Here is a 26,385-nt window from a genome sequence, read left to right on the forward strand (position 1 = left end):
TGCAAAACGGCTTAAATTTATAAACATCGCAGGCAAAAATTTGTATAATAGCGAAATTTAAAGGAATATAAAGTGCAAAAAATCATACTTGTCGGAAAGCCAAACGTAGGCAAAAGTTCGCTTTTTAATCGCTTGGCAAAAAGGCGCATAGCTATCACTTCAGACGTAAGCGGAACCACTCGCGACACGAACAAAGCCCAGATCACCATAGATGATAGGCAATGTATTTTGGTAGATAGCGGCGGACTTGATGACAGTAGCGAGCTTTTTAGAAACGTTAAGGAAAAAACCCTCAAAGAGGCGCAGAATTCAGACGCGATTATCTACATGGTGGACGGCAAAAATTTCCCAGACGATGAAGATAAGGCTATGTTTTATGCACTTTTAAAGCTAAATTTGCCGACCGCACTTGTCGTAAATAAAGTAGATAGCAAAAAAGACGAGCAGCGAGCTTGGGAATTTGATAGCTTCGGCGCAAGGGATATTTTTAGCATATCCGTCACTCACAATGCGGGAGTAGATGAGCTTAGCGACTGGATTTATAAACACCTTAAAGACGAGATCAGACCCGACTTGGATGATGATTTTGACGAATTTTTAGAAAATTTCGATGAAGAGGGCGAATTTAGCGATACTATCCAAGAGCAAAATTTCGAATCAAAAAATATAAAAGTAGGAATTATAGGCCGCGTAAATGTGGGCAAAAGCTCGCTTTTAAACGCTTTGGTTAAGGATGCAAGAGCCGTAGTTAGCGATGTGGCGGGCACTACTATAGATCCTGTAAATGAAACATTTGTTTATGAAGATAGGGTAATAGAATTTGTCGATACCGCAGGCATCAGAAGGCGCGGCAAGATAGAAGGCATCGAAAGATACGCGCTAAATAGAACAGAAAGCGTGCTTGAAAACACCGATATCGCTCTGCTCGTGCTTGACTCTAGCGAGCCTCTAACCGAGCTTGATGAGCGTATCGCAGGGCTTGCGAGCAAATTTAACCTCGGCGTGATAATCGTGCTAAACAAATGGGACAAAAGCGAAGTAGAGTTTGACGAGATGAAAAAGATCATCAAAGATAAGTTTAAATTTCTAACATACGCGCCGATAATCAGCGTTAGTGCGCTTGGCGGCAAGAGAGTGCATAAAATTTACTCGCTCATCTTTGAAGTTTATAAAAATTTCACTCAAAAAATTCAGACTTCAAAGCTAAACGAACTCATCGAAGAAGCTACCAAAATCCACCCGATACCGCGTGAAAAAGGCAAGAGTGTTAGGATTTATTATGCCGTGCAGTTTGGCTTTGCGCCGCCTAAGATAGCTCTTATCATGAATCGTCCGCGCGCGCTTCACTTTAGCTATAAACGCTATCTTACAAACAAACTGCGCGAAAGATTTGATCTAAACGGCGTTCCTGTCGTACTCATACCAAAAAATAGAAGCAGCGAGGAAAAAGATGAGCAGTAACTTAGTCTTAATCGGCTTCATGGGCGTTGGAAAAGGAACGGTCGCAAGGGAGCTTTGCAAAAGACTAAAGCGACTCATGCTTGATACGGACGATCTTATCGAAAGTAGCGAAAATTTAAAAATTCGCGAAATTTTTGAGACAAAGGGCGAAGAGTATTTTAGAAAGCAAGAGCGATTAGTCGCTAAAAATTTAGCCGCTAACGTACAAAACTGCGTGATAGCAGGTGGCGGAGGCTTTGTAAACGTTAAAAATTTAAACAAAATCGGCACTGTTATATATCTTAAATCAAGCTTTGAGGGCATAATAAAACGCATAGAAAATAGCCAAAACGCCGAGAAGAAATTTGCCAAACGTCCGCTTTTAAAAGATAGAGACAAAGCAAAAGAGCTATTTAAAACAAGAAAGAAAATTTACGAGAAAAAAGCCGATATCGCCATCGATGTTGAAGGTAAAACCCCTGAAAAAATAGCAAAAGAGATTATTAAAAAATTTAAAGACAGGCAAAAAGGATAGAAATTTGAGAGTATTAACGGGACTTCAGCCCTCGGGCAAGCTGCATCTTGGCAACTATTTCGCCTCGATAAAGCAAATGGTTGATGCGCAAGATAGTAGCGATATGTTTATGTTTATCGCAAACTACCACGCCATGACTTCGGTTAGCGAGGCGAGCAGACTTAAGCAAAATACCTTTGAAGCGGCATGTGCGTTTCTTGCGCTTGGTATTGATCCCAACAAAAGCGTATTTTGGGTGCAAAGCGACGTAAAAGAGGTGCTTGAGCTATACTGGGTGCTAAGCCAATACACTCCGATGGGACTGCTTGAACGCGCTCACAGCTACAAAGACAAAACAGCAAAAGGCATAAGCGCGAATCACGGGCTTTTTAGCTATCCCGTGCTTATGGCTGCCGATATTTTGCTTTTTAGCGCAAATGTCGTTCCAGTTGGCAAGGATCAAATTCAGCACGTTGAGATAGCCCGCGACATAGCTATTAAATTTAACAACGAACATGGAGAAATTTTTACTCTACCCGAGAGCAAAGTCGATGAAAACGTCGCAACCGTGCCAGGAACGGACGGAGCTAAGATGAGTAAGAGTTATGGAAACACGATAGATATCTTTAGCGATGCCAAAGCGCTTAAAAAGCAAATCGGCTCTATAACAACCTCATCTGAACCGCTTGAAGCCCCTAAGCAGTGGCAAACCTGCAATGTATATAACATAGCAAAGCTGTTTTTAAACCAAAGCGGACAAAAAGCGCTGCAAGAGCTTTACGAGCGCGGCGGTGAAGGACATGGACACTTTAAAATGTATCTAAATGAACTAGTGTGGGAGTATTTTGCTTCAGCAAGGCAAAAATACGAATACTACTTAAGTCACGAAAACGAGGTGAATGAGATATTGTTAGCGGGTGCAAAAAAGGCTCGCGAAGTAGCGCTTCCGCTTATTGAAAGAGTGCGTGAAGCGACGGGAATTTATAGATAGGTATTAGAATGATAAATTTAAAACTGCTTGAAACAAACTACGATGAATTCGTATCGAAACTACGAGGAAAAAAGATAAAAGAAGAGGTTCTAAGCGAACTTTTAGCGACCTTTAACGAACTTAAAGCAAAACGCCAAAATTTAGAAAGCCTTCAAGCTATCCAAAACGCTAAAAGCAAGGAGCTTGGCATCAAAGCAAGAAACGGCGAAGACGTAAGCGCGCTTAAAGAGGAGCTAAATTCAAATAAAGTCGCGATGAATGATGCTGAAAAAGTGGTTCGCGAGCTTGACGAAAAGCTTGACGGCATAGCTTCGGGTGTGCCAAATATCACCGATGATGACGTGCCTTTTGGAAAAGATGAGGATGATAATGTCGAGCTTAAAAAAGTGCTTGAGCCACGCAAATTTGACTTTGAGCCAAAGGAGCACTACGAGCTTGGCGAGAAGCTTGGTTGGCTTGATTTTGAGCGCGGGGCAAAGCTTGCGGGAAGCCGCTTTACGGTGCTAAAAGGAGACGGTGCAAAGCTTAGCAGAGCGCTTGTTAATTATATGATTGATTTTAATATGTCTCGCGGATTTGAGCTGGTAAACGTGCCGTTTTTAGTAAATTCTCGCACGCTTTACGGCACAGGACAGCTGCCAAAATTTGAAGAAGATCTTTATAAAATTCGCGACGAAGACTTGTATCTAATCCCAACTAGCGAAGTTCCCGTTACAAATTTATATAACGACGAAATCATCGATGCCGGCAACCTACCTATAAAGATGACTTGCTACTCGGCTTGCTTTCGCCAAGAAGCGGGCTCTGCTGGCAAAGATACGCGCGGCATGATACGCCAGCACCAGTTTGAAAAGGTAGAACTTGTAAGCATAACAACCCCTGAACAAAGCGAAAAAGTATTTGAGGATATGGTGGCGTGTGCTAGCGACCTGCTTACTTCGCTTGGCTTGCCACACCGACATCTGCTTCTTTGCAGCGGAGATCTTGGCTTTAGCGCGGCAAAAACCATCGACCTTGAAGTTTGGTTGCCGGGGCAAAATAGATACCGAGAGATAAGCTCGGTTTCAAACACTCGCGATTTCCAAGCAAGAAGAGCTAAAATTCGCTTTAAAGACGGCAAAAAAAACACACTCGTTCACACGCTTAACGGCTCAAGCCTAGCCGTAGGCAGAACACTCATAGCCATCATGGAAAACTACCAAAAAAGCGACGGCACGATCGAAATTCCGGAAGTTCTTAAAAGGTATATGTAGTGGCTGAAGAAAATGTAGTCATACTAGAGGAAGCCGACGAATCAAAAAACGAAAAACCTCAAGATGAAGGGCTTATCTCCCTTGATAGTTTGCAAGAGGAGCAAGCCAAATCAGATCAGCCTGAGAAGATCGTAGTCAAAAAAAGCAAAAAAAAGCTTTTAATAATCGTCGCAATTGTAGCCTTAGTATCGGCTATACTAATAGCTATAATTTTATTTTTTGTTTTCAAAGAAGATAAGAGTTCAGATATTGATCCGTCTAAACTCGCAAGAGAAATCGAAGACCGCTTTGAAGTGCAGAAATTTGGCGCTTCAAAGATCGATGACATGATACAAAAGGCTAATATCTTATACGAAAAGGGCAATAAATTTGAAGCGCTTAAAATTTATGAAAACATAGCAATTTTTAACGAGTCTTTATCAAACTACAACTTAGGCGTATCTCAAATGAGACAACAAAAATTTGATGATGCGCTAGAGTCATTTAAAAAAGCGATCAACAACAAAGAAAATATAGCAGTAAGTGCTATAAATGCGGCTGTATGCTCACTAGAGCTTAATAACAAGCAAAATTTTCAATACTATATAGATTTAGCAAATTCATTTCTTCAAGATGAGTCAGATTCTCCACTTTATAACTACTACTATGCACTTATAAACTACTACAAGAGTCATTATATAGAGGCTTTGCGAGCACTTTCCCATCCTGTCAACGGACACTATAAAGACAAATATGAGTACCTTAGTGCAAAAATTTTAAGCTATTTAAATCAAAACAAAGAGGCTATAGAACTACTAGAAAAACAAAGGGAATTTGATGCAAGTTTGACCCTTGGTATGCTTTACGCTAAAGAAGGGGAGTATGAGAAGGCTAGAAACAAGCTAAATATCGCTCTTAAAAGTGAAAGCAACACTGATAAAATCGACTCGATACTGGCTTTAATCGATATTAAAACAAATAACTATCCAGCTGCAGCCGATGGGCTAAAAATGGTCTTTTTAAAAGATCCGTTATTCTTAAATAATAATTTTCCGATTAAAACGATACTAAAACCGGAACTATTTGATGTAAATTTAGCTCAAATGCATTTTAAAAACGATATATTTTTTGACAAAACCAGAAGATATGAGGTCTTGTTTTATTTCGCACCTTACAAAGTTTTTGATCCTGGCCAAACGATAAACTACATAAGAAAAGGTGGAGTTAGTCTGTTTTTAGATGATGCAAGCGCAGCAAGCAACTACCTAAATACAAGCGGAATGATATCAAAGGTAAATTTAGAAATATCAAAAGCCATAGCAAGCGCTTTAAACTACAAACTAAAAGAGGCAAATGCGCATTTTGCAAAGCTTATTTCAATCTATCCGGAACACTCAGTGCTTCACTACAACCTTGCTTTAAGTTACGCTCAACTTGGCAACTTCTCTCTTGCGGCTAAGCACTTTATTACAAGTTATCACCTTGATCCTACAAATCATCTTGCCGGAGTTTTTGGCGCAATATCAAACGATATAAATAGCATTAATAACACAAAATTTATTAAAGAGATAACTGAAAATTTAGCGCAAGATCATAATATAAAAGAGGTTAATTTGTATAAGGCTCTAATGGAACTCATCTCCGGTAATCAAAATGCGCTAATAAGATGGCTTGAAGAAGAAAAGGAAGAGAGCGCTATAAATTTAGCATTTGACGCGATAATAGCTAAAATTGTAAATAGAGATGAGGACTTTATCGCAAAGAGCGAAATTTTAAAATCGAAGCTTCCAGATGACGTAATATCAAATATTTTAAGCTTTATATCCAAATTTAAAGATAGTAATATCAAAGAGTATGTGCGCCAAATCCAAATCTATTTTCACAATAAAGAGCTAAATGAAGCAGCTTTTTATCACGGCGCAAACATTATCAAAGAACAATATATTAAGCTTCTTCAAATTTCAGGACTACTTAACTACGAGAGAGAAAAACTTAAAAAATTAATTGCAAACGGTAATCAAAATGATATAAATTTATTACAAACTCTCGCGTATATAGATATTTTTACTAACGATTTCGAAGAGAGCTATCAAATATACAATAAAATCATAGATGAGTTTAAGATTACCGACGCAGGAACACTGTTTCTAACATCTGTGGCCGCAATAGGCTCCAATCACCCTCAAAATGCAATCGCTCTTTTGGAGCTATCAAAGCTAACCGATCCAAACGCCTTTGAAAGCAGACTGGCGCTTGCACTCTTATATCAAGAGATTGGCAATATAGATGCTGCTGTAATACAATACAATCTAATCAAAGATACTAAATTTAAAAGCAAATTTTTTGATTTTATGTTAAAGCATTAACTTTAATATATTATTTTAAGAATTATTTGAATACATTAATGGTTCACATCATCAAAGCCGAATGCCAAATTTAGCAAACGGCTTGTAATAGAGCTAAATTTATTTACCTGTTTTCATTCTTTCCAACCACTTGCAACCCTCCTCATTGCCGGCTTGGCAAGCCTGTGTGGAAATTTGTGCTAGCCACTCGCAAGCATCAACGCTATTTAATTTGCAAGCTTTATATGCGTACTCCATTGCTTTTTTAGCATCTTGTTGGCTAAGAGCGGCAGCTCCAAAGCAACCGTTGCTATATCCGTATTCGCAAGCTTTATCATAATAATAAAGCATTTTTTCAGGATCGTTTTTATGAGCGTTCGCCGCCATATAACAAGAGTGGGGATCTTTGTTTTCGCAAGCTATCTCCTCGCTTGTGATTTTGCCTAGCTTTTCGCAAGCTTTGCTTTTTCTGTTGTGTTTGCAAGCGATAGAAAATAGCTCACTTGCCTTTTTCTCATCCTTCATACCGTATTTGTCAGTTTCATAAAGTACGCCTAGTTGGGTGCAACCTTCAGGATATTTATCGGGGCAAATTTTCTCTAAAATCTCTTTGCTTTTTTTGATATCTTGTTTCACACCTATACCATCAGCGTAAAAAAAGCCCACCGTAGGGCACATATTATACACGCCCCTTTCGCACAAGCCGTTATAGACCTCAAACGCCTTTTCATAATTCTTCTCTACGCCCTGACCGTAGTAGTACATATAGGCAAGATATGTGCAAGCATCCTCGTCCTTGCCTAGGTCACAACCCTTTTTTGCATACTTAAACGAAGCTTCAAAGTCCTTTTTGTCATACGCAGAGACTGCGAGCTTACCGCAACTTGCAGCGTCATTCGCCTTGCAAGCCGCTTCACGTTTTTCTTTAAGCTCTTTTGCATAGCCCTTTTCACAGCACATTTTGTCTTGATCATTTAGGTCGCAGCACATTTTGTAATACATAATAGCCTTTTGCGGATCGCTTGCAACGCCCGGTCTTCCGAAATCATAGTACGAACCAATCTGCTTGCAAGATGACCAAACCTTATCCTTTACGCAAGCTTCGTGTTCAAAAGGCATAGACTCTATGATTTTACCGTCTACTCTTAACTCCATTGCGATTGATTCATTGGTTCTTGCATGAGCCGATAGCCCAAGAAGTGCTGCAAAAACAATAAAACCTAACTTTCTCACAGTAATCTCCTTGTATTAAATTTTCTATTGGCATTATAATAAATTTTATTACTAAATATCAATATAATGTGCTTATTCTTAATAAGGACACTTGCAAATTAAATATTTTATATAAATTTTTATTACTTTAATTTTATTATTTTAATTTTTTAGTTGTTTTTATAAAATATAAATAATATTTTTTAATCAAGGATAATTAATGACTTTTTCTCAATCTATAAAAAATTGCTTTAGCAACTATGCAACATTTCATGGCAGAGCATCTAGGTCTGAGTATTGGTGGTTCGCACTTTTTAATGTTCTCGTATACATATTGGCAAGCGCGATAGACACGACGATAAATTCTTCAATATTTTATACCATATCTGTATTAGTGCTTTTTTTGCCAACTATTTCTGTCTCCATAAGAAGACTACACGATATCAATAAAAGTGGCTGGTTTTATCTTCTGTTTTTAATACCGATTATAGGGATAATCATACTTATAATATGGTTTGTAAAGCGTGGAACAATAGGCCCTAATCAATTTGGAGACGACCCTGTTTTAGAATAAAATTAAATTAGCTCCCAACCTGAGTGGTTGCGAGCTAATTTTTAGATTATATCTATTTACTTAAATTTTTGATCCTAATAAAGCTATTTAACGCACCTACATAGGCCTTCGCACTAGCCATCATAGTATCTATATCAAGCCCATGTCCTATAACAGCGTTATTTTTATCAAATTCTACCTTAACTATAACGCTAGCCAAAGCATCTTTACCCTGACTAACCGCACTTACTTTATAGTCTTTTAATACTCCATTTATCTTACTTATGCGATCAATAACCTTAAATATCGCATCTACTGTTCCATTTCCAAGAGCCGCATCGCTAATAAACTCATCCTTATGCTTTATCGTTACAGCAGCACTTGCAAGCCCTTTATTGCAGTTATTTTGACTTAGAGTTACTATTTCGTAAGCTTGCGGAATTTTAATAAATTCACTAGTAACAAGAGCGCGGATATCATCATCAAATACCTCTTTTTTCTTATCGGCAAGCTCTTTAAATTTATCAAACGCTTCGTTTAGCGCTTCGCTATCAAGCTCAAAACCAAGACTTATTAGTTTATCTTTAAAAGCGTGACGTCCAGAATGTTTACCAAGAACCAATGAATTTTTCTCAAGCCCTATGCTTTCAGCTGAGATTATCTCATAAGTTTCTTTATGTTTTAATACGCCGTCTTGGTGAATTCCACTTTCGTGAGCAAAGGCGTTTTTACCCACTATAGCCTTATTTGGCTGAGGCTCGATACCTGTTATTGTTGCTACAAGACGAGAGCTTGGATAAATTTCTTTACAAATTATATCTGTATATAATGGAGCAAAGATATCCTGACGCGTTTTTATCGCCATTACGATCTCTTCTAGGCTTGCATTACCGGCTCTTTCTCCAAGTCCATTTAAGGTACACTCCACTTGCCTGGCTCCAGCCATTACCGCAGCTAAAGAATTAGCCGTAGCAAGCCCTAAATCGTTATGATTATGGACTGAGACTATTGCTCGCCCATTTATAAATTTTACCATCTCGCTTATCATTGCCGTAAGCTCGTTTGGCAATCGATACCCAACGGTATCAGGTAGATTTATAGTCTTTGCTCCTGCCTGTATAACAGCCTCACAAATCTCTTTCATAAATCCTAGCTCAGTCCTACCCGCATCCTCGCAACTAAACTCAACGTCATCACAAAATGTTTTAGCATATTTTACAGCTTCAACAGCACGGTGTATCACTTCGTCAGGTTTCATCTTAAGCTTATACTCCATATGAATCGGACTTGTAGCGATAAATGTATGGATTCTATTTTTTTTAGCAGGAAATATAGCCTCTCCGGCAGCTTTGATATCTCTTTCTACGGCTCTTGCAAGAGAACAAACGGTAATATTTGAAGACTGCTTTGCTATCTGATTTATCGCATCAAAGTCTCCCGGGCTTGCTGCAGCAAACCCAGCCTCCATCACATCCACTCCAAGGCGCTCAAGTTGAAGAGCTATTCTTAACTTCTCTTCAGTATTCATTGAGGCACCAGGGCTTTGCTCGCCATCTCTTAATGTGGTATCAAATATAATTATTTTATTATTATTCATTTTAGATCCTTGTTAAGTTTTTTGAAATTTGTAAATTTAATGAGTTTAAGAGTGAGTAGTAGCTGCTTAGCGCAGCAGCAGAGCGTGTTTAATTTGAAAGAAAATTTGGATGAAATATATGCCAGAATCGATACTCATTCGCTCTCCTTTTTAAATTTAGGATTCTTTTTGATAAACATATAGATAAATCTAACTATACCATAAAAAACGTAAATAGTCATTAAAGCCGCAGGAACTTCTATGGGATATATATAGAGCAAAGAGCATATAATAGTTAAAATTATTAAAATTTTTAAAAAATTAGCCTGTTTTAAATCTATTTTTTTAAAGCTTGGATAACGTATATTACTAACCATCAATACAGAAAGAACGGACTGAAGTATTAGCAAAAACCACTCGGCGCTTCTAGCAAAACTATATTCTAAACTAAGCCCAACCCAAAAAGCGCTTACAATAGCGGCTGTTGGTATAGGAAGACCAATAAATACCGAAGGCTCATATGTGCCCGTCATCACATTAAATCTAGCAAGTCTAATAGCACCAAACACTACAAAAAGCGCTGCAACAAGAGAGCCTAATCGTCCAAAATTTTGCCCTACCGAAAAATAAAATAGCATAGCAGGAGCAACACCAAATGCTACAATATCTGCGAGACTATCAAACTCTACTCCAAATTTCGAAGTAGTCTTAGTAAGTCTGGCTACCCTACCATCAAGTCCGTCAAGAATAAGAGAAAATACTATATATGTTATCGCTTTAAAATATTGTCCATTTACAGAAGCAATAATACTAATGACACCCAAAAATGCACTAGCTGCGGTAAATAAATTTGGAAATATATACATAAGCTGAAGTTTGTCATTCTCTCTCATCTTCTATCCTCATGATTAAAAAATCCAATTACGCTACAAGTCGCCTTTACACTATCTCCTATAGCAGCACTTATGCGAGCATTGGCAGGCAGTATCAACACAACTAGTCCATCTCCTATAAACCCGAATTTATCCCCAGCTTCTAAATCCTCAAATTTCTCAACTGATAAGCTTCTGCTTAAAGCCCCCGCTATAGTGCGTATGGCTATCTTTAAATTTCCATGCTTACAAAGATATAAAGCTCTTTCATTTAAAGAATTTGAAGACTTCATAGTACTGCATAAAAATAGCCCATGTCTTCGCCTTAATTCAACAAGCTTAAGATCGCAAGGAGCTTTAAGAGAACCTGATCCTAAAATTGATTTGCAGATAACAATCTCAATAGAATCATCTCCTAAATAAGAAATTCTCCTAATGCTTTTTACTTTGCCGTCAATAGGGCTTAAAATAGCGTATTCGTCGTTACTTCCTTTCTCTCTTTTAGGGTTTCTAAAAATAAAAAAGGTGATAACAAAAAGTGTTAAAAACAGAGCCCAGAGAGTGTCAAAAAACACCGACGATAAAAACAAAAAACTAAAAATTAGTATATATTTATAGCCCTGCTTAGCGACAATCTCCACACTCTACTCCGTTCTAAGACTTTTGCTCGCTATCATTATGCTCTTCAATAAGACGACTAGGAAGTCCGTTTTCATTTTCATAAGCTTTTATAATCTCTCTAACCTTGGCGCCCTCGATAGTCTCTTGTTCGTATAGAGCCTCAACCATCTTTTCGATAGCACCGCTATACGTTCTAAGGGTTTGCAAAACCTCATTATATCTGGCTTCAAGCGTACTCTTAACGAATTCATCAACATTTTCAGCCATCTTATCGCTATAGTCTTTAATACTTTGCCCACCCGTTAAAAATGTATTTCTTTGTTTCTCAAGTACCATAAGTCCGGCAACATCACTCATTCCATAAACCGATACCATAGCTTTTAATATGTCTGTTGCGCGCTCAAGGTCGTTGCCGGCACCTGTCGAAATCTCTTTTATAAAGACCTCTTCGGCAGCTCTTCCTGCTAAAAGCACATCAACGCGAGCGATTAACTCATGGCGCTGCATCATAAATTTATTCTCTTCGGGAGTATTTAGCGTATATCCAAGAGCCGCCAGCCCACGAGGTATAATAGAAACTTTCGTTACCTTATCGGCACCTTTCGTAGTTTCTGAAATCAGCGCATGCCCGCTTTCATGATATGCTACAATACGCTTTTCTTTTGGATTTATACGTCTTGATTTCTTTTCAAGTCCTGCAATAGCGCGCTCAACTGCTTCAACCAGATCTTTTTGCTCGACATAATTTTTCTCTTTTCTTCCCGCTAGAAGCGCAGCCTCGTTTATAATATTTGCAAGATCGGCTCCTGCAAGTCCTGCAGTCATACGAGCGATTTCCTCGATATCCACATTTGGATCAAGTTTGATATCTTTCATATGCACGCGTAAGATATCGATTCTTCCTTTAAAATCTGGCTTATCAACAAGCACTTGTCTATCAAATCTTCCGGGTCTTAAAAGCGCGGCATCAAGCACTTCAGGGCGGTTTGTCGCAGCCAAAACTATAACAGGAGAAGCATCCGAGCTAAAGCCATCCATCTCAGCTAGAAGCTGATTTAGAGTCTGCTCTCTTTCATCATTTCCACCTATCATACCGCTTGCCGCACGGCTTTTACCTATGGCGTCTATCTCGTCGATAAAGACGATCGCAGGAGCTTCTTTTTTAGCGTTTTCAAAAAGATCGCGAACGCGACTTGCACCAACACCCACAAACATCTCTATAAAGCTTGAACCAGAAACCGAGAAAAACGGCACATCCGCCTCGCCTGCAACAGCTTTTGCAAGAAGCGTTTTACCTGTGCCTGGAGGTCCAACCAAAAGCACACCCTTTGGGATTTTAGCTCCTAAATTTATATACCTATCGGGGTGCTTTAAGAAATCAACTATCTCTTTAACTTCTTCCTTGGACTCTTCAACGCCTGCTACATCGGTAAATTTCACTTTTGGCTTTTCGGAATTTACAAGCTTTTTGGAGCTTCCCATACCAAGTATGCCTCCGCCCATGTTTTTTTGCATTCTACTTGCAAGAAACATCCAAATTCCAAAAAATATAAATATCGGCAACACCCACGAAAATAGCAGCTCACTAAACCAGTTTGTTTCGCTATATGCTCCGTATGGTATCTTGTTTTCCTCTAGTAGCGGTACCAAAGTAGGATCGTTTACGCGTTTTGCTATAAATACACTTCTTCCATCTCCCATATTGCCAAGGGCCTTAATAGATGTCTCTGCAATTCCTACTTGAGAAATTTGCTTATTTTTAATCATCTCTTTTAATTCAGAATAGGTCACACTCTTAGTCGCTGTTTGGCTTCCAAATGAGCTGCCTATCTCCATATTGTCTGTAAAACCTCTAAATATCAAAATAATAACAATAGCAAAAATAGCAAAGATAAAGATCGGGTTTTTATTAAAAAATCCGTTATTGCCGTTATTATTTGAATTTCTATCTTCATCGAATCTTTTATTGTTCATTATATCCCTTAAAATTATTTTTGAAATACGAAGCTACTCCACTCATTTTGCGTGTTTAATTCAACAAGCTTAAGTGAAGCAAAGGCCTCCAAGATACGCTCCTTATATTTTTCTAGCACACCTGCTAAAATCAGATAAGAGCCATCTTTGAGTAATTTTATCAAATCATTTTTTAATATTAATATAACATCAGCTATGATATTAGCCACAACAATATCGTATTTGGCATCTAAATTCGATATTGAACCGGTCCAAATTTTATTAAATTTAACATCGTTTAACTCTGCATTTTGTTTAGAACTGTAAGTTGCCTGCTCATCCGTATCGCAACCATCTACATTGCATCCAAGTTTTGCCAATGCTATGCTTAAAATACCGCTTCCACAACCAACATCAATAGCACTCATTCCTTCTTTTGCATATTTTTGCAAAAAACTTATACAAGCGCTTGTGCTCTCGTGATGTCCGGAGCCAAATGCCAAGGCAGGATCTATTATAATATTCAAAAGATCTTCTCTAGGATTTTCCCAGCTTGGACGTATATAAAATTTACCAAGCTTGATGGGCTTAACATTTTTTTTATATTCATTAATCCAATCTTTATTTTCTTTAACCTGCAAATCAAGCTTAAGATCGATCTTTTTATCAAGAGATTTTTCAGCCGCTTTTACATACTCAATTAAGCCAAATTGAATCCCGCTAAGATCGTCCTCATCTCTGATTATAAATCCATTTTCAATCTCTTCTACACAGGTTATTCCAAAGGCAAAAACAAGATCTAGTAATAAATCGCAAGCATTGCTAGAAACAACACTTAGCTCATAAAATTTTTCTTTCAAAGGAGAATTTTGCATTAACCGATAACGTCTTCAAGCTTCTCTTTTAGAACCTGAGGTGTAAAAGGTTTAACTATATAGTTGTTTACACCCGCTTTTAAAGCCGTTATAACCTCCGCTTTACCGCCTTCTGTAGTAACCATTATGATAGGCATATCTACATATTTTTGCTCTGCTCGAACTTTTTTTACAAGCTCGAGTCCGTTCATTTCAGGCATATTCCAGTCGGTTATAAGTATATCTATATCACTATTTTGAGTTAGTAGCTGCCAAGCTTCAAGACCATTTTCAGCCTCTAAAATATCTTGATGACCGAGCCTTTGCAGAGTGTTTTTTATAATTCTTCTCATCGTAGAACTATCGTCTACTACTAATATTTTCACAATCATTCCTTTTAAAATTTTGGTCTATTTTATCAAATTTTATATTTAAATAAACTTTAATTTTAGATAGTTAATTTAAGCGCCTCTTTGAGATCTATCCTGCCCTCATAATAAGCTTTGCCTACTATGACGCCAAATACTTGACCGGTTTTTTGAAGGGCTATTATGTCGCCGATGTCTTTTACTCCTCCGCTTGCTATAGTGTCTATACCGCTAGATCTAGCTATATCAACCGTAAATTCGACATTAACTCCGCTGAGCATACCGTCTTTACCAATATCAGTGCAAATTATCGCCTCGACTCCTGCGTCTGCAAATTTAAGGGCTAAATCAGTTGCTTTCATAGTCGATACATCCGCCCAACCCTCGGTCGCCACATAACCATCTACCGCATCTATGCCAACTGCTACCCTATATTTTTTGGCCGCTTCTTTTACAAAATCAGGATCTTTTAAAGCTATTGAGCCAAGAATCACTCTAGTAATACCGCTATTTATGTAGCTTTTGATACGCTCTTCGTTTCTTATTCCGCCACCAAGTTCTATCTTTAAATTTGTAGCCCTAACTATCTTTTCTACTGTTTTTAAATTTATAGCCTCTCCGGCAAAAGCGCCATCTAAATCGACTAGATGAAGCCATTTAGCTCCTAAATCCTCAAACTTTCTAGCAAGCTCTTCCGGTCTATCAGAATATATCTTAGCACTACTCATCACACCCTTACTAAGTCTTACCGCCTTGCCCTCTTTTAAGTCTATTGCAGGAAAAATTTCCATTAAAGCCTCCCGAAATTTTCTAAAATTTTAAGCCCGACATCCTGACTCTTTTCAGGATGAGGCTGAAAGCCGTAAATATTATCTTTACAAACGGCACTTACGAATTTATAGCCATATTCGCTATATCCAAGAGCAAAATTATCATCGCAAACCACATGATAGCTATGCACAAAATATAGATATTCGCTATGCTTTAAGCCCCTATTTAGTATAGAATTTTTACTAAAATTTATCGTATTCCAGCCAATATGTGGTATCTTTAGGCCATTGTTCATACGGTCTTGATCAAATTTCTTTACCCTGCCCTCTATTATCCCAAGCCCCTTAGATAACCCAAACTCTTCACTTTCATCAAAAAGTAGTTGCATACCAAGGCAGATGCCAAAAAAAGGCTTTCCACTAGCCGCAAATTCCACTATGGCTTGATCTAAGGATTTAGCCCTTAATTTCTCCATTGCCAACGCAAAAGCCCCGACTCCCGGCAAAATAATCTTATCAAATTTTAAAACCTCATCGCAGTTTTTAACAAGCTTTGCATTAAATCCTAAAAATTTAAAAGCATTAATAACACTTCTTAAATTTCCGGCCTCATAATCAATTATGCCTATGCTTGCACTCATTTACTAGCCTTATTTTTTACAGATATCAGGTATACGCTAAGAGCTACCATAAGCATAGCAACTCCAGCTATCAGATAAATAGCGTTTATTATGTGATCAGGAGCCGTTATTGCAAATTTAAATACTAGCATAAGAGCCTCTATGGCAAGCGCGATAATAATAGATCCGATAAATCTGACCATAGTTTTGTTATGATCGGTATCATCATTTTGGTTACTTTTGCCAAGCACCTCTTCTTCAAAAATCGCCTTAACCAAGTCAAAAATAGCTAAAGCAAGAGTCAGAACTATGGTTGTTTCAAACATCTCTTCAACATTGATATTCATAAGGCTATTAGACAAGAATCTGCTCACGCCATATATAAACAAAAATGCAGAAACCATAAAAAGAGCAACTGCAAATGCAGAATATATACATTTTAAAAATTTACCAAAATACCCTTCCGCAACTCCAGGAGCAATTAGCTCTAAAACATTATCCAAAGAGATATCAACGCAAACTACAAATTTAAGCTCATTTTTCTCATCATAAATCGGAGTAGAAGCCGTGACACAAAGCTCGTTTGTCAGAGTTGAAGGGTATGGATCGCTTAATATACATCGCCTCTCTCTAACTGCCCTATAATAATATGCCTTATTGCTTCTATTTTCACCTTTGCCTGCGCAATATTCTTTGTTTAGACTCATAGAGTCTTCGATCTGTATTCCGTTGCTATCGAGCACATAAAAAGCATCAAAGCTCTCTATCTCGTGAGCTATCTTATCAAGCCCCGCTTTAATACCATCCAAACTAACGCCCGGAAGCTTATTTGGCAAATTTCTACTAAAAAGATAGCATAGATAGGCTCTTGCCTTATATCTAGCATCAGAAAATCTCTGAATATCCTTTATAAACAACTTTCAACCTTTCAAATTTAGCGCATGATTAAACTCAGGCACTATATTTTTTAAATTTTTAGCGATATCTTCGCTGTTTAGTAGCTCATCTATCTCGCAATTTAATCTATTTATATCATAAATTTGAGAATCCGTAACAAAAATAGATTCAAATTTCGTTCTGACGTCATCCTCATTGATCAAAAGCTCCTCATATAGCTTCTCTCCCGGTCTTAATCCTATAAATTCTATACTCAAATGTTCTTTATCGGATAAAATCAGCATCTTTTTAGCAAGATCTGCTATCTTAACAGGCTCACCCATATCAAGCACGAACAGCTCTCCGCCTTCTGCTATGGAGGCAGCCTGAAGCACGAGCTGACAGGCCTCTGAGGTGAGCATAAAGTAACGAGTAATATCAGGATGCGTAACCGTTAAAGGCAAATTTTTAGCAATTTGCTCTTTAAATTTAGGTATTACGCTTCCGCTACTTCCAAGCACATTGCCAAATCTAACCGCAACTATCTCGGTTTGGTCCTTGATATTTGAATTTAGCGCATATATCTCACAAACTCGCTTGGTAGCACCCATAATATTTGTAGGTCGTACAGCCTTATCCGAGGAGATAATGACTAACTTTTTTACACCAAATTCTTTAGAGACATCAACTACAAATTTAGTCCCTAAAATATTATTTACAACCGCTGCCTTAGGATTGGCTTCACAAAGTGGCACATGCTTATAGGCTGCGGCGTGAATTACGATTTGAGGTCTAAACTCATCAAAAATAGCTCTTAAATCCTGCAAATCAGTGATATTAATCATCTTGCTAACAGTCTTATTAGAGCTTGTTATCTCTCCGACTCTATATAGATTAAACTCACTATTATCGAGCATTATAAGCTTTTTGACGCCAAATTTCAAACACTGCTTACAAATTTCACTTCCTATGCTTCCTCCGGCACCAGTTACTAAAACCACCTTATCCTCTAAAAACCCTCTAGCTACGCTATCGCTAAGGTCCTTTGGCTTTCTGGCTAAAAGATCCTCAATAGATATATCCTTAATCTCCTGCTTGCCAAATAAAGAGAAAATTTTAATATCGCGTATTCCATATCCGGTTAACTCATCAAAGAGCTCCTGAAGCTCGTCTTGGGATAGTGCAAGAGCGATTATGGCGGTTTTTACACTATATTCTTTGATTATATTTGAAATTTCTTTTTTAGACTGAACTAAAAATCCATCACAATAAGTTCCTACAAGATCGCTTCTTCCATCAACTACGCCTACAGCATAAAAATCTATATAGCCTTGTCTAAGCCCTTTTAAAACATGCAAAGCCTTTGAAGTAGCTCCTATTACGATACAAGGCTCACCTGCATCGGCTTTTTTAGAAAAATCAAGAAACATCCTTTTTGAAATTCTAAGACTTCCTATCAGCAAACAAGAGATAACCGCATCTATTAAAATCACGCTTCTTGGAAAAGGATTAAACACATCTGAAAATGTAAAAAATATCACAGAAAATGACAAAACAGAAGATATATGAACTAGAAAAATTTTTCTAGCCTCATTTAGTCCAAAAAACCTCCAAGGCACCTTATAAATTTTAAAAATCCACATAAAAAATAGCTTTAAAAAGAGCATAAGAGCGCCGCTTATATATAGACTGCCCTTAAAATATTCAGGTATTATGCCACTAAATCTAAGTAAATACGCGCAATAAAACGAAGCTACAAATATAAAGATATCAAAGCTTAGAAAAAATATTAGCCTCTTTAGCTTAGTAGCTTTAAACATCTACAAATTTTCCTTCACTATTTTAACAACTAAATCCAAACTCTCATCGCTCATCGAAGTACCGCTAGGCAGACAAATTCCGCGAGAGAAGAGATCTTCACTAGTGCCGTCTACAAAACTCAATGCACCTTTAAACAGAGGCTGCAAATGCATAGGCTTCCATAGAGGTCGGCTCTCAATATTTGCTTTAAAGAGAGCATCGATAACTTTTAAGTGATCGTTTTTACCTTTAAAAAGCGCTGTTGCAAGCCATCTATTTCCGCGAGAGTTCTTAATCTCAGGCATAAATTCAATTTCCTTTAAACTCTCTTGATACCTTTGAAAAATTTCACGCTTTTTAACTACTCTATCTTCCAAAACCTCCATTTGTGCCACGCCGATAGCACCTAAAACGTTACTTAAGCGGTAGTTATATCCGTAGTCTTCATGCTCGTAGTGTAAAAATGGCTCTCTAGCTTGAGTCGAGTAAAACCTCGCCTTTTCTACTAAATTTTCATCTCCTACTAGCATACCGCCACCGGAGGTTGTTATGATCTTATTTCCATTAAAGCTATAAACTCCAAGCGTTCCAAACGTGCCAAGAGCTTTTTCGTCATAAAACCCACCAAGAGCTTCTGCGGCATCTTCTACTATGGCAATATTTTCATTTTTACAAATTTCAACTATCTCATCCATCTTGCAAGCCTGACCGTAAAGATGAGTCAAAATCAGGGCTTTTGGTTTTTTTGGAAGCTCTAAAATAGCCTTTTTGAGCATTTTTGGACTTAAATTCCAACTCTCATCTGAGTCTATAAAAACAGGAGTGGCATTTTGATAGAGTATCGGAGAAACCGAAGCTATAAATGTAAAGCTAGAAACAAGGACAAAATCCCCCTGCTCTACGCCTAAAACCCTAAGTGCCAGATGAAGTCCAGCCGTGCCAGAGCTAAGGGCAAGAGCGTCCTTTGCGCCCGTATAAGCCTTGACGCTATTTTCAAATTTATTTACATACTCGCCAAGTGGCGCTATATAATTGCTTTTAAAAGCTTCCGCTATATACTCTTGCTCTCGCCCACTCATATGTGGCGGGCTTAAAAATACTCTTTGCATTATTCCTTCTTTGTTTTCTTCAAATTCTATTATTTTTTATCAAATTTTAGTCCAAATTTCTCATTTTTTTAGCAGGAATTCCGTATGCTACGACATTTTCTTCTATATCTCTTACTACAACACTGCCTGCACCGATTACCGAATTTGCACCGATTTTGATATTTTGTATGACGCTTGATCCAATTCCAACATGACTTAAATCCCCTACTTTAACGCCCCCGGCCAGTGCCACATTAGGACTGATATGCGCAAACTCTCCGATAACACAGTCATGCTCTACAACAGCTGCCGTATTTATGATAGCACCCTGCTTTATGATGGCATGAGCGTTTACTACAGCTCTTGGCATGATTACGACTCCACAACAAATTTTAGCACTACTACTTATAACCGCACTTGGATGAATCAAGCTTACGACATTAAATCCAGCTTTCTGCACGACATCTTGAAGCTTTTTTCTAGTGTTATTATCACCTATAGCTACGATAACATCGGCCTTTTTAAGCTCAGGGCTAAATTTTAAGATATTTTTACCGTCAAATTTAACGTCATCCAAAAACCAAATTTTCTCATACCCGCACTCTGCGGCGATATCGGCTACAACTGCGCCATGCCCGCTGCATCCGTAAATATAAATTTCAGTTTGTTCCATCAAATTTCTCCGTCGTCACATGCCCCTCTTTACTCACTCCGCTTCTGTTAAGCACCTTTTTAACGGTCATCAAAGCTATTTTAACATCCATTGTAAAGCTTAAATTTTCTACATACTCAACGTCAAATTTAAACTTCTGCTCCCAGCTTATCGCATTTCTGCCATTTACCTGAGCAAGCCCCGTAATACCCGGCCTTACATTATGTCTTTTAGCCTGTCTAGCATTGTAAAGAGGCAGATATTCTATAAGAAGCGGACGAGGTCCGATGAAGCTCATATCGCCTTTTAGCACGTTAAAAAGCTGAGGAAGCTCATCTAAGCTAAGGCTTCTAATCGTTTTGCCAAATTTAGTTAGCCTCTGTTCATCCGGCAAAAGCTCGCCATTTTCGTCTCTTTCCTCACTCATTGTCTTAAATTTATAAATTTTAAATATCTTTGCATTTAGACCCGGCCTAGCTTGAGTAAAAATCACGCTTTTACTTAGTTTAAAGTAGATTAAAATCGCAACCACAATCATAATAGGCAAAGTAATAGTTATCAAAACAACGGAGCCTAAAATGTCTAAAAACCTTTTAAAAAACGCTTTATACATCGATAAATTTCCTATACGCCTCAATATATTTTATAGCGATATCTCTTTCGTCAAACTCTTTTTCTACCATTGCTCTGCCATTTGCACCCATTTTCTTAGCCAAATTTTCGTTATCCAATAAAATTTCAATCTTTTTGGCTAAATCTGGAGCATTTCTTACCTCGCAAAGTAAGCCGTTTATTCCGTCTATCACAGCCTCATTACATCCGCTGACATTACTTGCAACTACCGGCACGCCCACACTCATAGCTTCCAAAATAGTCCTAGGAAAGCCCTCGCGGTAGCTTGGAAGAGCAAGTAAAAAGCTAGATTTTAAAAGCTCTGCAATATCGTCTCTTGCACCTAGATAAAGGACATCCCCGCTTCTTAAAAAGCTCTCATTAGCAGTGCTTTTATTGCCATCAAAACCCTCTCCGACATAGACAAATTGAGTATCGCTGCGGTGTTTTAGGATTTTTGCAGCTTCATAAAACTCTTTAACTCCCTTGTGCCACATAGCACGCCCTATCATCAAAACGACTTTTTTATCGCTTAAATTTACGCCATTTACGATATTTGGATCAAATTTTTTGCTATCCACTCCGACACTTTTAATTTTTATAATCTTTTCCGATTTGATCAAATTTCTTTCCAAAAAATATCTAGGATCAGCCTCATTTATAAATATACAAGCGTCACTTAAATTTAGAGCTCTTTTATAAAGCATCTCTATAGCTATACGTATCAACCTTGTCTTTAAATCACTATCTATATAAAAGCTTCCAAGCCCTTCGACTAAATTTATAATATGTTTTATACCGGCTTTTTTGGCGGCAAAGGTTCCAAATACATTTGATTTATGTGCCGAAGTTTGCAGTAAATCCAAATTTAGAGTGCGTAAAATTTCGCTAAGCTTATTTGAATTATCTATCACTACAAACGGATTTAAGCTAGCACGGTCAAGCTCGTATGTAACACAATTAAACTCATTTTCAAGCCGTTTTACATATTCGCCCTTTGGACAAATGGCAAAAACTTCATGTCCAAGCTCTTTTAAGGCTCGCATTATTGGGCTTCTAAAGTGATAGATGCTCATATCGGCATGGGATAAAAAACCGATTCTAGCCATTAAAATTAACCTTTTTATTTATCAAATTTAGATTTTATACACTAATTATTTCAATAATTTATAAATTTTAACCGCACCGTTTAATACAACCGGCTCAAAGAGCTCTTTATCAAAATTTTCAAATACAAAAAGCTGGATATAAGTCGAGTTTAATGCATTCTCATCGATTATTAAAAATCTCCTATAATCCTTCATATATACAACATAAACTTTAGCGCTTGAATCTATCTTATAAGGCTTTACTACAAGCTTGTCTTTTTCATCGTAACTTGTCTCAAAATATGTATTTATAGGCACTATCTCGCCATTATAAATTAGCTTAGAAGCGTCATTTGACATGATAAAACCTCCGCCTATATCAACACCTTCGCTTTTTATAGCATAAGGAGCGCCTATATAAAAAAGCACATTATCATACTCCGCCCCACTAGTTAAATCAAGCCTTGAAAACTGCAAAACGACAGGAAATATATGCATCATCGCATCTGGCAGATAAAAATATATATCTCTTGTCTTTTTAGGCAGATTAAAATTATTGTTATTTAGCGAATTTAAAAAGGCATTTGCATTTGTAGCATTATAATCTTGCATCATTTTTGCTAAATTTGAGCCAAATCTCTCAGTAAAATTACGCTCCGTATACTCCACCTCAAGACGAGCCATATTGGCTGAGCTGATTTGTTTTTCTCCAAGCGCAAAACTAACTGCGAAATTATCTCTACCAAGGTGCTTTCCGCCGTCAATCAAACTCTTAACATCAGCATAGTAGCGAATCGGATAGCCATAATCCCACCAAGCAAGAGCATAATCCTCTCTATCAGCCACAAATTTTAATTTATCCAGACTCTCAACTTCTTGCCTATAAAACACCGTAGGAACCTTGTAGCCATATATGTGAAACAAACAAGGCAGAAGCGAAATAATGGATATAGTTAAGATTATACCTCTATTTAGCCATATATTTAGTTTGAATAAATTTATAGCCCAAACAACAAAATATCCAAATCCAATCGCCATAATAGGCACTGAGTATATAGTAAATCTAAGCCCGCCTTTTACAGCTAAAAATCCTAAAAATAGCATAGGAAGAGCGAGCAGAAAAGATCTTTTTTTAAAACATAATATAATTATTCCTGCTAAAGAGGCTGTGAAAGTGATCACATGCCCGCTTATACGCTGTGCAAATACTTCAAATTCCACTATCCCGGACTCCCTTATGGTCTGATTTACGTTAAAGTAGTGAAATGCCAGTCCGGAGCTTTCAGGCACGCTTCTAAATACATAAAATTTCAGTTGAAAAAGTATAGGATTTAGACCACCTGTGACAGCAAAGAGCAAAATAGCAAGGATTCCAAGGGCGGCTATGCTTTTTTGATTCCATAAATTTGGTCTAAAATAGATTAGTAGATAGATGGTTAATATAAGTGAAATTTTAATGTAAAAATTTATATAGGTAAGAGCTATTATCATAAAGATAAGCGCTTCGTAGTTTAGCTTATTATTTCGATCAAAAATTAAGGTATAGAGCAAAAACATACCTATAGTAGCGAAATTTAGCGAGTATGAGCTAGGATACCACCAGATATAAATCAGCATAAAAATAGGCACAAATATCAAATTTACTCGATTTTTTTGCTCTACCAAACGCACCATCGACCAGATGACAAACATCGGCAAGACTATAGTAAGCATATCGGTATCATAATACCCTGCCATTGTGCGATTATAGTAGCTATTAGCTATACTTGCCAAAAGAGCGGCTATGAAACCAGCTCTAGTTACGCCATATTCGCGTGCTATCAAGATAATAGGAACAACAATTAAGGAGCTAAAAAATACGCTCATATACAAGATAGTGGTTTCAAAAGAAAATGGCAGAATTTTAGCTATGACGTAAGTAAGAGTAGAAAGCGAGCTTCCATAGTAGCTAAGGTCATTTGGCTGATGAAATCCGGCTATCATATCACGCGCGCCCTCGGCGAATGCATAGCCGTCATTGGTGCTAATCATAAGCTGATTATTCCAAAAAAACGACTCATAATCGCTTGCCCAATATACCCAATAAAACCTACAGGCAACACTAAAAATAAATGCCAAAGAGATTAATAAAAATGTCTGTTTTGAAAATTGAATACTCTTTAAGCTCTTTAAAAATTCACCTATCATTGTTTCCTTCCAAATACTCAATAAGCTGCCTTGTTATCTCTGTTTTATCAAAATTTTTAATGCGATTATACGCTTTTTTTTCATATTTTTCTCTAAGTTTTTCATCATCAAGCGCTTTTTTCATAGCCTCTAGCATACCTTTTTCATCATCAACGCCTACTAAAACACCAAATTCATCATCACCCAAAAGCTCTCTTGCTCCGCTTTGATGATCTGTTGATATTATAAATTTCTCACATGCCAAGCCCTCTAAAAGCACATTTGAAAAGCCTTCAAAGCGTGAAGCGCAGACTAGGCAAGAGGCGTTTTTGATAAATTTAAATGGATTTTTTTGAGCTCCAAGCAACTTAACTCCATCATTTAGTTTAAGTTTATCTATGAGACTTTGAAGCTCATTATGCAAATTTCCCTTACCTAAAATTCCAAGAGTAGCCCTAGGATCATCTAAATTTGAGATTATTTTAATCAACATAGCCTGATTTTTTCCGCCATCAAGTCGTCCAATATTTATAAAAAAAGGTATAAAATCACTTTCATAATGCTCATTTGCAAGCTCTTTTATGCTTTCTAAATTAACAGCGTTATATAGCACTCTTACCTTTTTTTCATCACAGCCAAAATTCTCAACCAAATCCCTAGCATTCCCATTCGCATTGGCTAAGATTAAATCGGCTCTATTGTAAAGAAGCTTGATAAGAAATTTATTTGCTCTCCCGCTGATTTTTTTGCCGTATATTATAGAGGGACAGCTTCTCTCGCTTATGACCATTCTCCCCTTTAAGCCAAAAATTCTAGCCATTAAAGCGATATAGCAAGGGCGGTTCATCAACACAAAGTGCCTATCTATACTTAAACTCTCGCACAATTTTTTATATTTTAAAGCTAATTTAGGCAGAGTAAAAAATAATCTAAATATCTTTTTTATACCGCTTTCATAGGGATTTGAGTTCTCTATGAGGTGAATTTTTACTTGAGGAGGAATTTCATAAGATATGACATCGCTCATAAGAATCAGATGCACTTCATACTCTTTGGCAAGTCCGGTAAGTAAATTTGATACTACTCTCTCAGCGCCTCCTGGCCCCATAGAGTATAGGAATACGGCTAGTTTTATCACTTGACCACTACTTCTTCCACAAAATTTTGCCACTTTTGCATGACATTATCTATCCTAAATTTATCTAAATCTTTTCTTGCGTTTTCTACAAGAGTTTGGCGTAAATTTTCATCTTTTATAAGTCTTGTTAGCTTCTTAGCCATCTCCTCTTTGTTTTCACCCTTAAACAAAAGCCCGCTTACCTCATCATTTATAAGCTCCTTGCCTCCGACCGTATCGCTAGAAAGTCTTGCGCAATCAAAATTTGCAGCCTCTATCAATACATTTGAAAGCCCTTCACTACGAGAAGATGATACAAATATTTTAGAGCGCTCATAGTATGGCTCTATCTCCTCGATATGTCCTAAAAATTTGATATTCAGCCCAAGCTCATCGGCTAAATTTTTTAGCTCAGCTCCAGCAGAGCCCTCTCCTGCTATCTTTATCTCCCAGCCCTCTAAAATCTCTTTATCTATCTTTGCTAGAGCCTTTAGATATAGATCATAGCCTTTTACAAATTCAAGCCTGCCCACACTTAATATGATATTTTCCTTTGCAAGCCCCTTGGAGTCCTTTAAAAAAAATGGATTATGCAGTATGACCCTATTTTTTATAAATTTATAGTAATCGATATCGTTTTGAGTTAGCACGCTAAGGCCATCCACGTTTCTATATGCAATATCCCTGATAAATCTAAATTTCAATGACTTTAGGTGCTCATTTTCATGGTGTTCGCTAGCTATATGCTTAAATCCAAGTCCGAAATTTGCCGCTACGCAAGCTACATTTGTCCAATCTATAAAGCTTATTATGACATCTGGCGCAATATTTTTAAAGCAACTCCTGAGCGCTGAAATCTTTCTAAATTTATTTAATATCTTACTTTTACCGTAAATTTTAAGATGATGAAAGATTACTTCAGAAGGAAATTTATAATACCCTAAATCCTCCTCAAGGACTGCTATATGCACCTCATTTTGCTTTGCAAACCCACTAGAAATAGCGCTTAAAACGCGTTCTGCACCACCATTTCTAAGTGCTGCTATAACAAATAAAATTCTCAAT

At 37.4% G+C, this 26,385-nt stretch carries 24 protein-coding genes; 6 read left to right on the forward strand and 18 right to left on the reverse strand.

Annotation, left to right across the window (positions count from 1 at the left end):
• The first annotated feature begins 72 nt into the window (after positions 1–72).
• Genes der through CDOM16189_RS03600 form a run of 5 tightly spaced genes read left to right on the forward strand, consistent with a single transcriptional unit; the run spans position 73 to position 6,543 of the window.
• Positions 73–1,461: a ribosome biogenesis GTPase Der gene (der, locus tag CDOM16189_RS03580; protein WP_169973028.1), complete on the forward strand. Its 1,389-nt coding sequence runs from the start codon at positions 73–75 to the stop codon at positions 1,459–1,461.
• Complete coding sequence (locus CDOM16189_RS03585) at positions 1,451–1,975, forward strand: shikimate kinase (RefSeq protein WP_169973026.1); 525 nt, start codon at positions 1,451–1,453, stop codon at positions 1,973–1,975. The genes der and CDOM16189_RS03585 overlap by 11 nt, the downstream gene beginning before the upstream one ends.
• A gap of 4 nt (positions 1,976–1,979) precedes the next feature.
• Positions 1,980–2,945 (forward strand): tryptophan--tRNA ligase, encoded by a 966-nt coding sequence (gene trpS, locus CDOM16189_RS03590; RefSeq protein WP_169973024.1) that lies wholly within the window; start codon positions 1,980–1,982, stop codon positions 2,943–2,945.
• A gap of 8 nt (positions 2,946–2,953) precedes the next feature.
• The gene (gene serS, locus CDOM16189_RS03595; protein ID WP_169973022.1) at positions 2,954–4,198 is read left to right on the forward strand and encodes a serine--tRNA ligase; all 1,245 of its coding nucleotides are present in this window, start codon (positions 2,954–2,956) and stop codon (positions 4,196–4,198) included.
• Positions 4,198–6,543 (forward strand): tetratricopeptide repeat protein, encoded by a 2,346-nt coding sequence (locus CDOM16189_RS03600; RefSeq protein WP_169973020.1) that lies wholly within the window; start codon positions 4,198–4,200, stop codon positions 6,541–6,543. The genes serS and CDOM16189_RS03600 overlap by 1 nt, the downstream gene beginning before the upstream one ends.
• Before the next feature lie 99 nt (positions 6,544–6,642).
• Here CDOM16189_RS03600 and CDOM16189_RS03605 read toward each other — a convergent pair whose 3' ends face one another.
• Positions 6,643–7,755 carry an SEL1-like repeat protein gene (locus CDOM16189_RS03605; RefSeq protein ID WP_169973018.1) on the reverse strand — a complete coding sequence of 371 codons (1,113 nt, stop codon included), beginning with the start codon at positions 7,753–7,755 and terminating at the stop codon, positions 6,643–6,645.
• 199 nt (positions 7,756–7,954) lie between these two features.
• Between CDOM16189_RS03605 and CDOM16189_RS03610 the strand changes: the two genes are divergently transcribed.
• Positions 7,955–8,308, forward strand: coding sequence for a DUF805 domain-containing protein (locus tag CDOM16189_RS03610; RefSeq protein WP_169973016.1), 354 nt, complete (start codon positions 7,955–7,957; stop codon positions 8,306–8,308).
• Positions 8,309–8,360: 52 nt separating this feature from the next.
• On the opposite strand, the gene CDOM16189_RS03615 is transcribed toward CDOM16189_RS03610, so the two are convergent.
• From CDOM16189_RS03615 to CDOM16189_RS03695, 17 genes are all read right to left on the reverse strand, one after another.
• On the reverse strand, positions 8,361–9,884 hold the full coding sequence (locus tag CDOM16189_RS03615; protein ID WP_169973014.1) for a 2-isopropylmalate synthase: 1,524 nt from the start codon (positions 9,882–9,884) through the stop codon (positions 8,361–8,363).
• 134 nt (positions 9,885–10,018) lie between these two features.
• Positions 10,019–10,756 carry a CDP-diacylglycerol--serine O-phosphatidyltransferase gene (pssA, locus tag CDOM16189_RS03620; protein WP_169973012.1) on the reverse strand — a complete coding sequence of 246 codons (738 nt, stop codon included), beginning with the start codon at positions 10,754–10,756 and terminating at the stop codon, positions 10,019–10,021.
• Positions 10,753–11,376 carry a phosphatidylserine decarboxylase gene (locus tag CDOM16189_RS03625; protein WP_169973010.1) on the reverse strand — a complete coding sequence of 208 codons (624 nt, stop codon included), beginning with the start codon at positions 11,374–11,376 and terminating at the stop codon, positions 10,753–10,755. The genes pssA and CDOM16189_RS03625 overlap by 4 nt, the downstream gene beginning before the upstream one ends.
• A 13-nt stretch (positions 11,377–11,389) precedes the next feature.
• Positions 11,390–13,330, reverse strand: coding sequence for an ATP-dependent zinc metalloprotease FtsH (ftsH, locus tag CDOM16189_RS03630; RefSeq protein WP_169973008.1), 1,941 nt, complete (start codon positions 13,328–13,330; stop codon positions 11,390–11,392).
• Positions 13,331–13,344: 14 nt separating this feature from the next.
• Positions 13,345–14,169, reverse strand: a complete 825-nt coding sequence (locus tag CDOM16189_RS03635; RefSeq protein WP_169973264.1) for a 50S ribosomal protein L11 methyltransferase — start codon at positions 14,167–14,169, stop codon at positions 13,345–13,347.
• A gap of 14 nt (positions 14,170–14,183) precedes the next feature.
• Positions 14,184–14,549 (reverse strand): chemotaxis response regulator CheY, encoded by a 366-nt coding sequence (locus CDOM16189_RS03640; RefSeq protein ID WP_169973006.1) that lies wholly within the window; start codon positions 14,547–14,549, stop codon positions 14,184–14,186.
• 62 nt (positions 14,550–14,611) lie between these two features.
• Positions 14,612–15,322: a 1-(5-phosphoribosyl)-5-[(5-phosphoribosylamino)methylideneamino]imidazole-4-carboxamide isomerase gene (gene hisA / locus CDOM16189_RS03645; RefSeq protein WP_169973004.1), complete on the reverse strand. Its 711-nt coding sequence runs from the start codon at positions 15,320–15,322 to the stop codon at positions 14,612–14,614.
• Complete coding sequence (gene hisH, locus CDOM16189_RS03650; RefSeq protein WP_169973002.1) at positions 15,322–15,942, reverse strand: imidazole glycerol phosphate synthase subunit HisH; 621 nt, start codon at positions 15,940–15,942, stop codon at positions 15,322–15,324. Before hisH ends, hisA begins: the two co-directional genes overlap by 1 nt.
• Positions 15,939–16,838 (reverse strand): PDC sensor domain-containing protein, encoded by a 900-nt coding sequence (locus CDOM16189_RS03655; protein ID WP_169973000.1) that lies wholly within the window; start codon positions 16,836–16,838, stop codon positions 15,939–15,941. The genes hisH and CDOM16189_RS03655 overlap by 4 nt, the downstream gene beginning before the upstream one ends.
• Positions 16,839–16,841: 3 nt before the next feature.
• A complete protein-coding gene (locus CDOM16189_RS03660; RefSeq protein WP_169972998.1) occupies positions 16,842–18,617 on the reverse strand; it encodes a UDP-N-acetylglucosamine 4,6-dehydratase family protein in 1,776 nt (591 codons plus the stop codon).
• A complete protein-coding gene (locus CDOM16189_RS03665; protein ID WP_169972996.1) occupies positions 18,618–19,706 on the reverse strand; it encodes an aminotransferase class V-fold PLP-dependent enzyme in 1,089 nt (362 codons plus the stop codon).
• Positions 19,707–19,752: 46 nt separating this feature from the next.
• Positions 19,753–20,358 (reverse strand): acetyltransferase, encoded by a 606-nt coding sequence (locus CDOM16189_RS03670; RefSeq protein WP_169973262.1) that lies wholly within the window; start codon positions 20,356–20,358, stop codon positions 19,753–19,755.
• Positions 20,345–20,950, reverse strand: coding sequence for a sugar transferase (locus CDOM16189_RS03675; RefSeq protein WP_169972994.1), 606 nt, complete (start codon positions 20,948–20,950; stop codon positions 20,345–20,347). Before CDOM16189_RS03675 ends, CDOM16189_RS03670 begins: the two co-directional genes overlap by 14 nt.
• Complete coding sequence (locus CDOM16189_RS03680) at positions 20,943–22,058, reverse strand: glycosyltransferase family 4 protein (protein ID WP_169972992.1); 1,116 nt, start codon at positions 22,056–22,058, stop codon at positions 20,943–20,945. The genes CDOM16189_RS03675 and CDOM16189_RS03680 overlap by 8 nt, the downstream gene beginning before the upstream one ends.
• A gap of 45 nt (positions 22,059–22,103) precedes the next feature.
• Positions 22,104–24,224: an STT3 domain-containing protein gene (locus CDOM16189_RS03685; RefSeq protein ID WP_169973260.1), complete on the reverse strand. Its 2,121-nt coding sequence runs from the start codon at positions 24,222–24,224 to the stop codon at positions 22,104–22,106.
• A complete protein-coding gene (pglJ, locus tag CDOM16189_RS03690; RefSeq protein WP_170000757.1) occupies positions 24,214–25,341 on the reverse strand; it encodes an N-acetylgalactosamine-N,N'-diacetylbacillosaminyl-diphospho-undecaprenol 4-alpha-N-acetylgalactosaminyltransferase in 1,128 nt (375 codons plus the stop codon). Before pglJ ends, CDOM16189_RS03685 begins: the two co-directional genes overlap by 11 nt.
• Positions 25,338–26,384, reverse strand: a complete 1,047-nt coding sequence (locus tag CDOM16189_RS03695) for a glycosyltransferase (protein WP_169972989.1) — start codon at positions 26,382–26,384, stop codon at positions 25,338–25,340. The genes pglJ and CDOM16189_RS03695 overlap by 4 nt, the downstream gene beginning before the upstream one ends.
• Position 26,385 lies beyond the last annotated feature (1 nt).

Origin of the sequence: Campylobacter sp. RM16189 (assembly GCF_012978815.1) — a bacterium.
In the GTDB taxonomy this organism is placed as follows: domain Bacteria; phylum Campylobacterota; class Campylobacteria; order Campylobacterales; family Campylobacteraceae; genus Campylobacter_A.

Excerpts from the sequence above, each read along its gene's own strand:
- pssA (WP_169973012.1), bottom strand. The coding sequence starts at position 10,756 with ATGAGAGAGAATGACAAACTTCAGCTTATGTATATATTTCCAAATTTA.
- hisA (WP_169973004.1), bottom strand. The coding sequence starts at position 15,322 with ATGGAAATTTTTCCTGCAATAGACTTAAAAGAGGGCAAGGCGGTAAGA.
- CDOM16189_RS03665 (WP_169972996.1), bottom strand. The coding sequence starts at position 19,706 with ATGCAAAGAGTATTTTTAAGCCCGCCACATATGAGTGGGCGAGAGCAA.
- CDOM16189_RS03660 (WP_169972998.1), bottom strand. The coding sequence starts at position 18,617 with ATGTTTAAAGCTACTAAGCTAAAGAGGCTAATATTTTTTCTAAGCTTT.
- CDOM16189_RS03685 (WP_169973260.1), bottom strand. The coding sequence starts at position 24,224 with ATGATAGGTGAATTTTTAAAGAGCTTAAAGAGTATTCAATTTTCAAAA.
- ftsH (WP_169973008.1), bottom strand. The coding sequence starts at position 13,330 with ATGAACAATAAAAGATTCGATGAAGATAGAAATTCAAATAATAACGGC.
- CDOM16189_RS03610 (WP_169973016.1), top strand. The coding sequence starts at position 7,955 with ATGACTTTTTCTCAATCTATAAAAAATTGCTTTAGCAACTATGCAACA.
- CDOM16189_RS03615 (WP_169973014.1), bottom strand. The coding sequence starts at position 9,884 with ATGAATAATAATAAAATAATTATATTTGATACCACATTAAGAGATGGC.
- hisH (WP_169973002.1), bottom strand. The coding sequence starts at position 15,942 with ATGAGTGCAAGCATAGGCATAATTGATTATGAGGCCGGAAATTTAAGA.
- CDOM16189_RS03585 (WP_169973026.1), top strand. The coding sequence starts at position 1,451 with ATGAGCAGTAACTTAGTCTTAATCGGCTTCATGGGCGTTGGAAAAGGA.
- CDOM16189_RS03670 (WP_169973262.1), bottom strand. The coding sequence starts at position 20,358 with ATGGAACAAACTGAAATTTATATTTACGGATGCAGCGGGCATGGCGCA.
- CDOM16189_RS03680 (WP_169972992.1), bottom strand. The coding sequence starts at position 22,058 with ATGGCTAGAATCGGTTTTTTATCCCATGCCGATATGAGCATCTATCAC.
- serS (WP_169973022.1), top strand. The coding sequence starts at position 2,954 with ATGATAAATTTAAAACTGCTTGAAACAAACTACGATGAATTCGTATCG.
- CDOM16189_RS03675 (WP_169972994.1), bottom strand. The coding sequence starts at position 20,950 with ATGTATAAAGCGTTTTTTAAAAGGTTTTTAGACATTTTAGGCTCCGTT.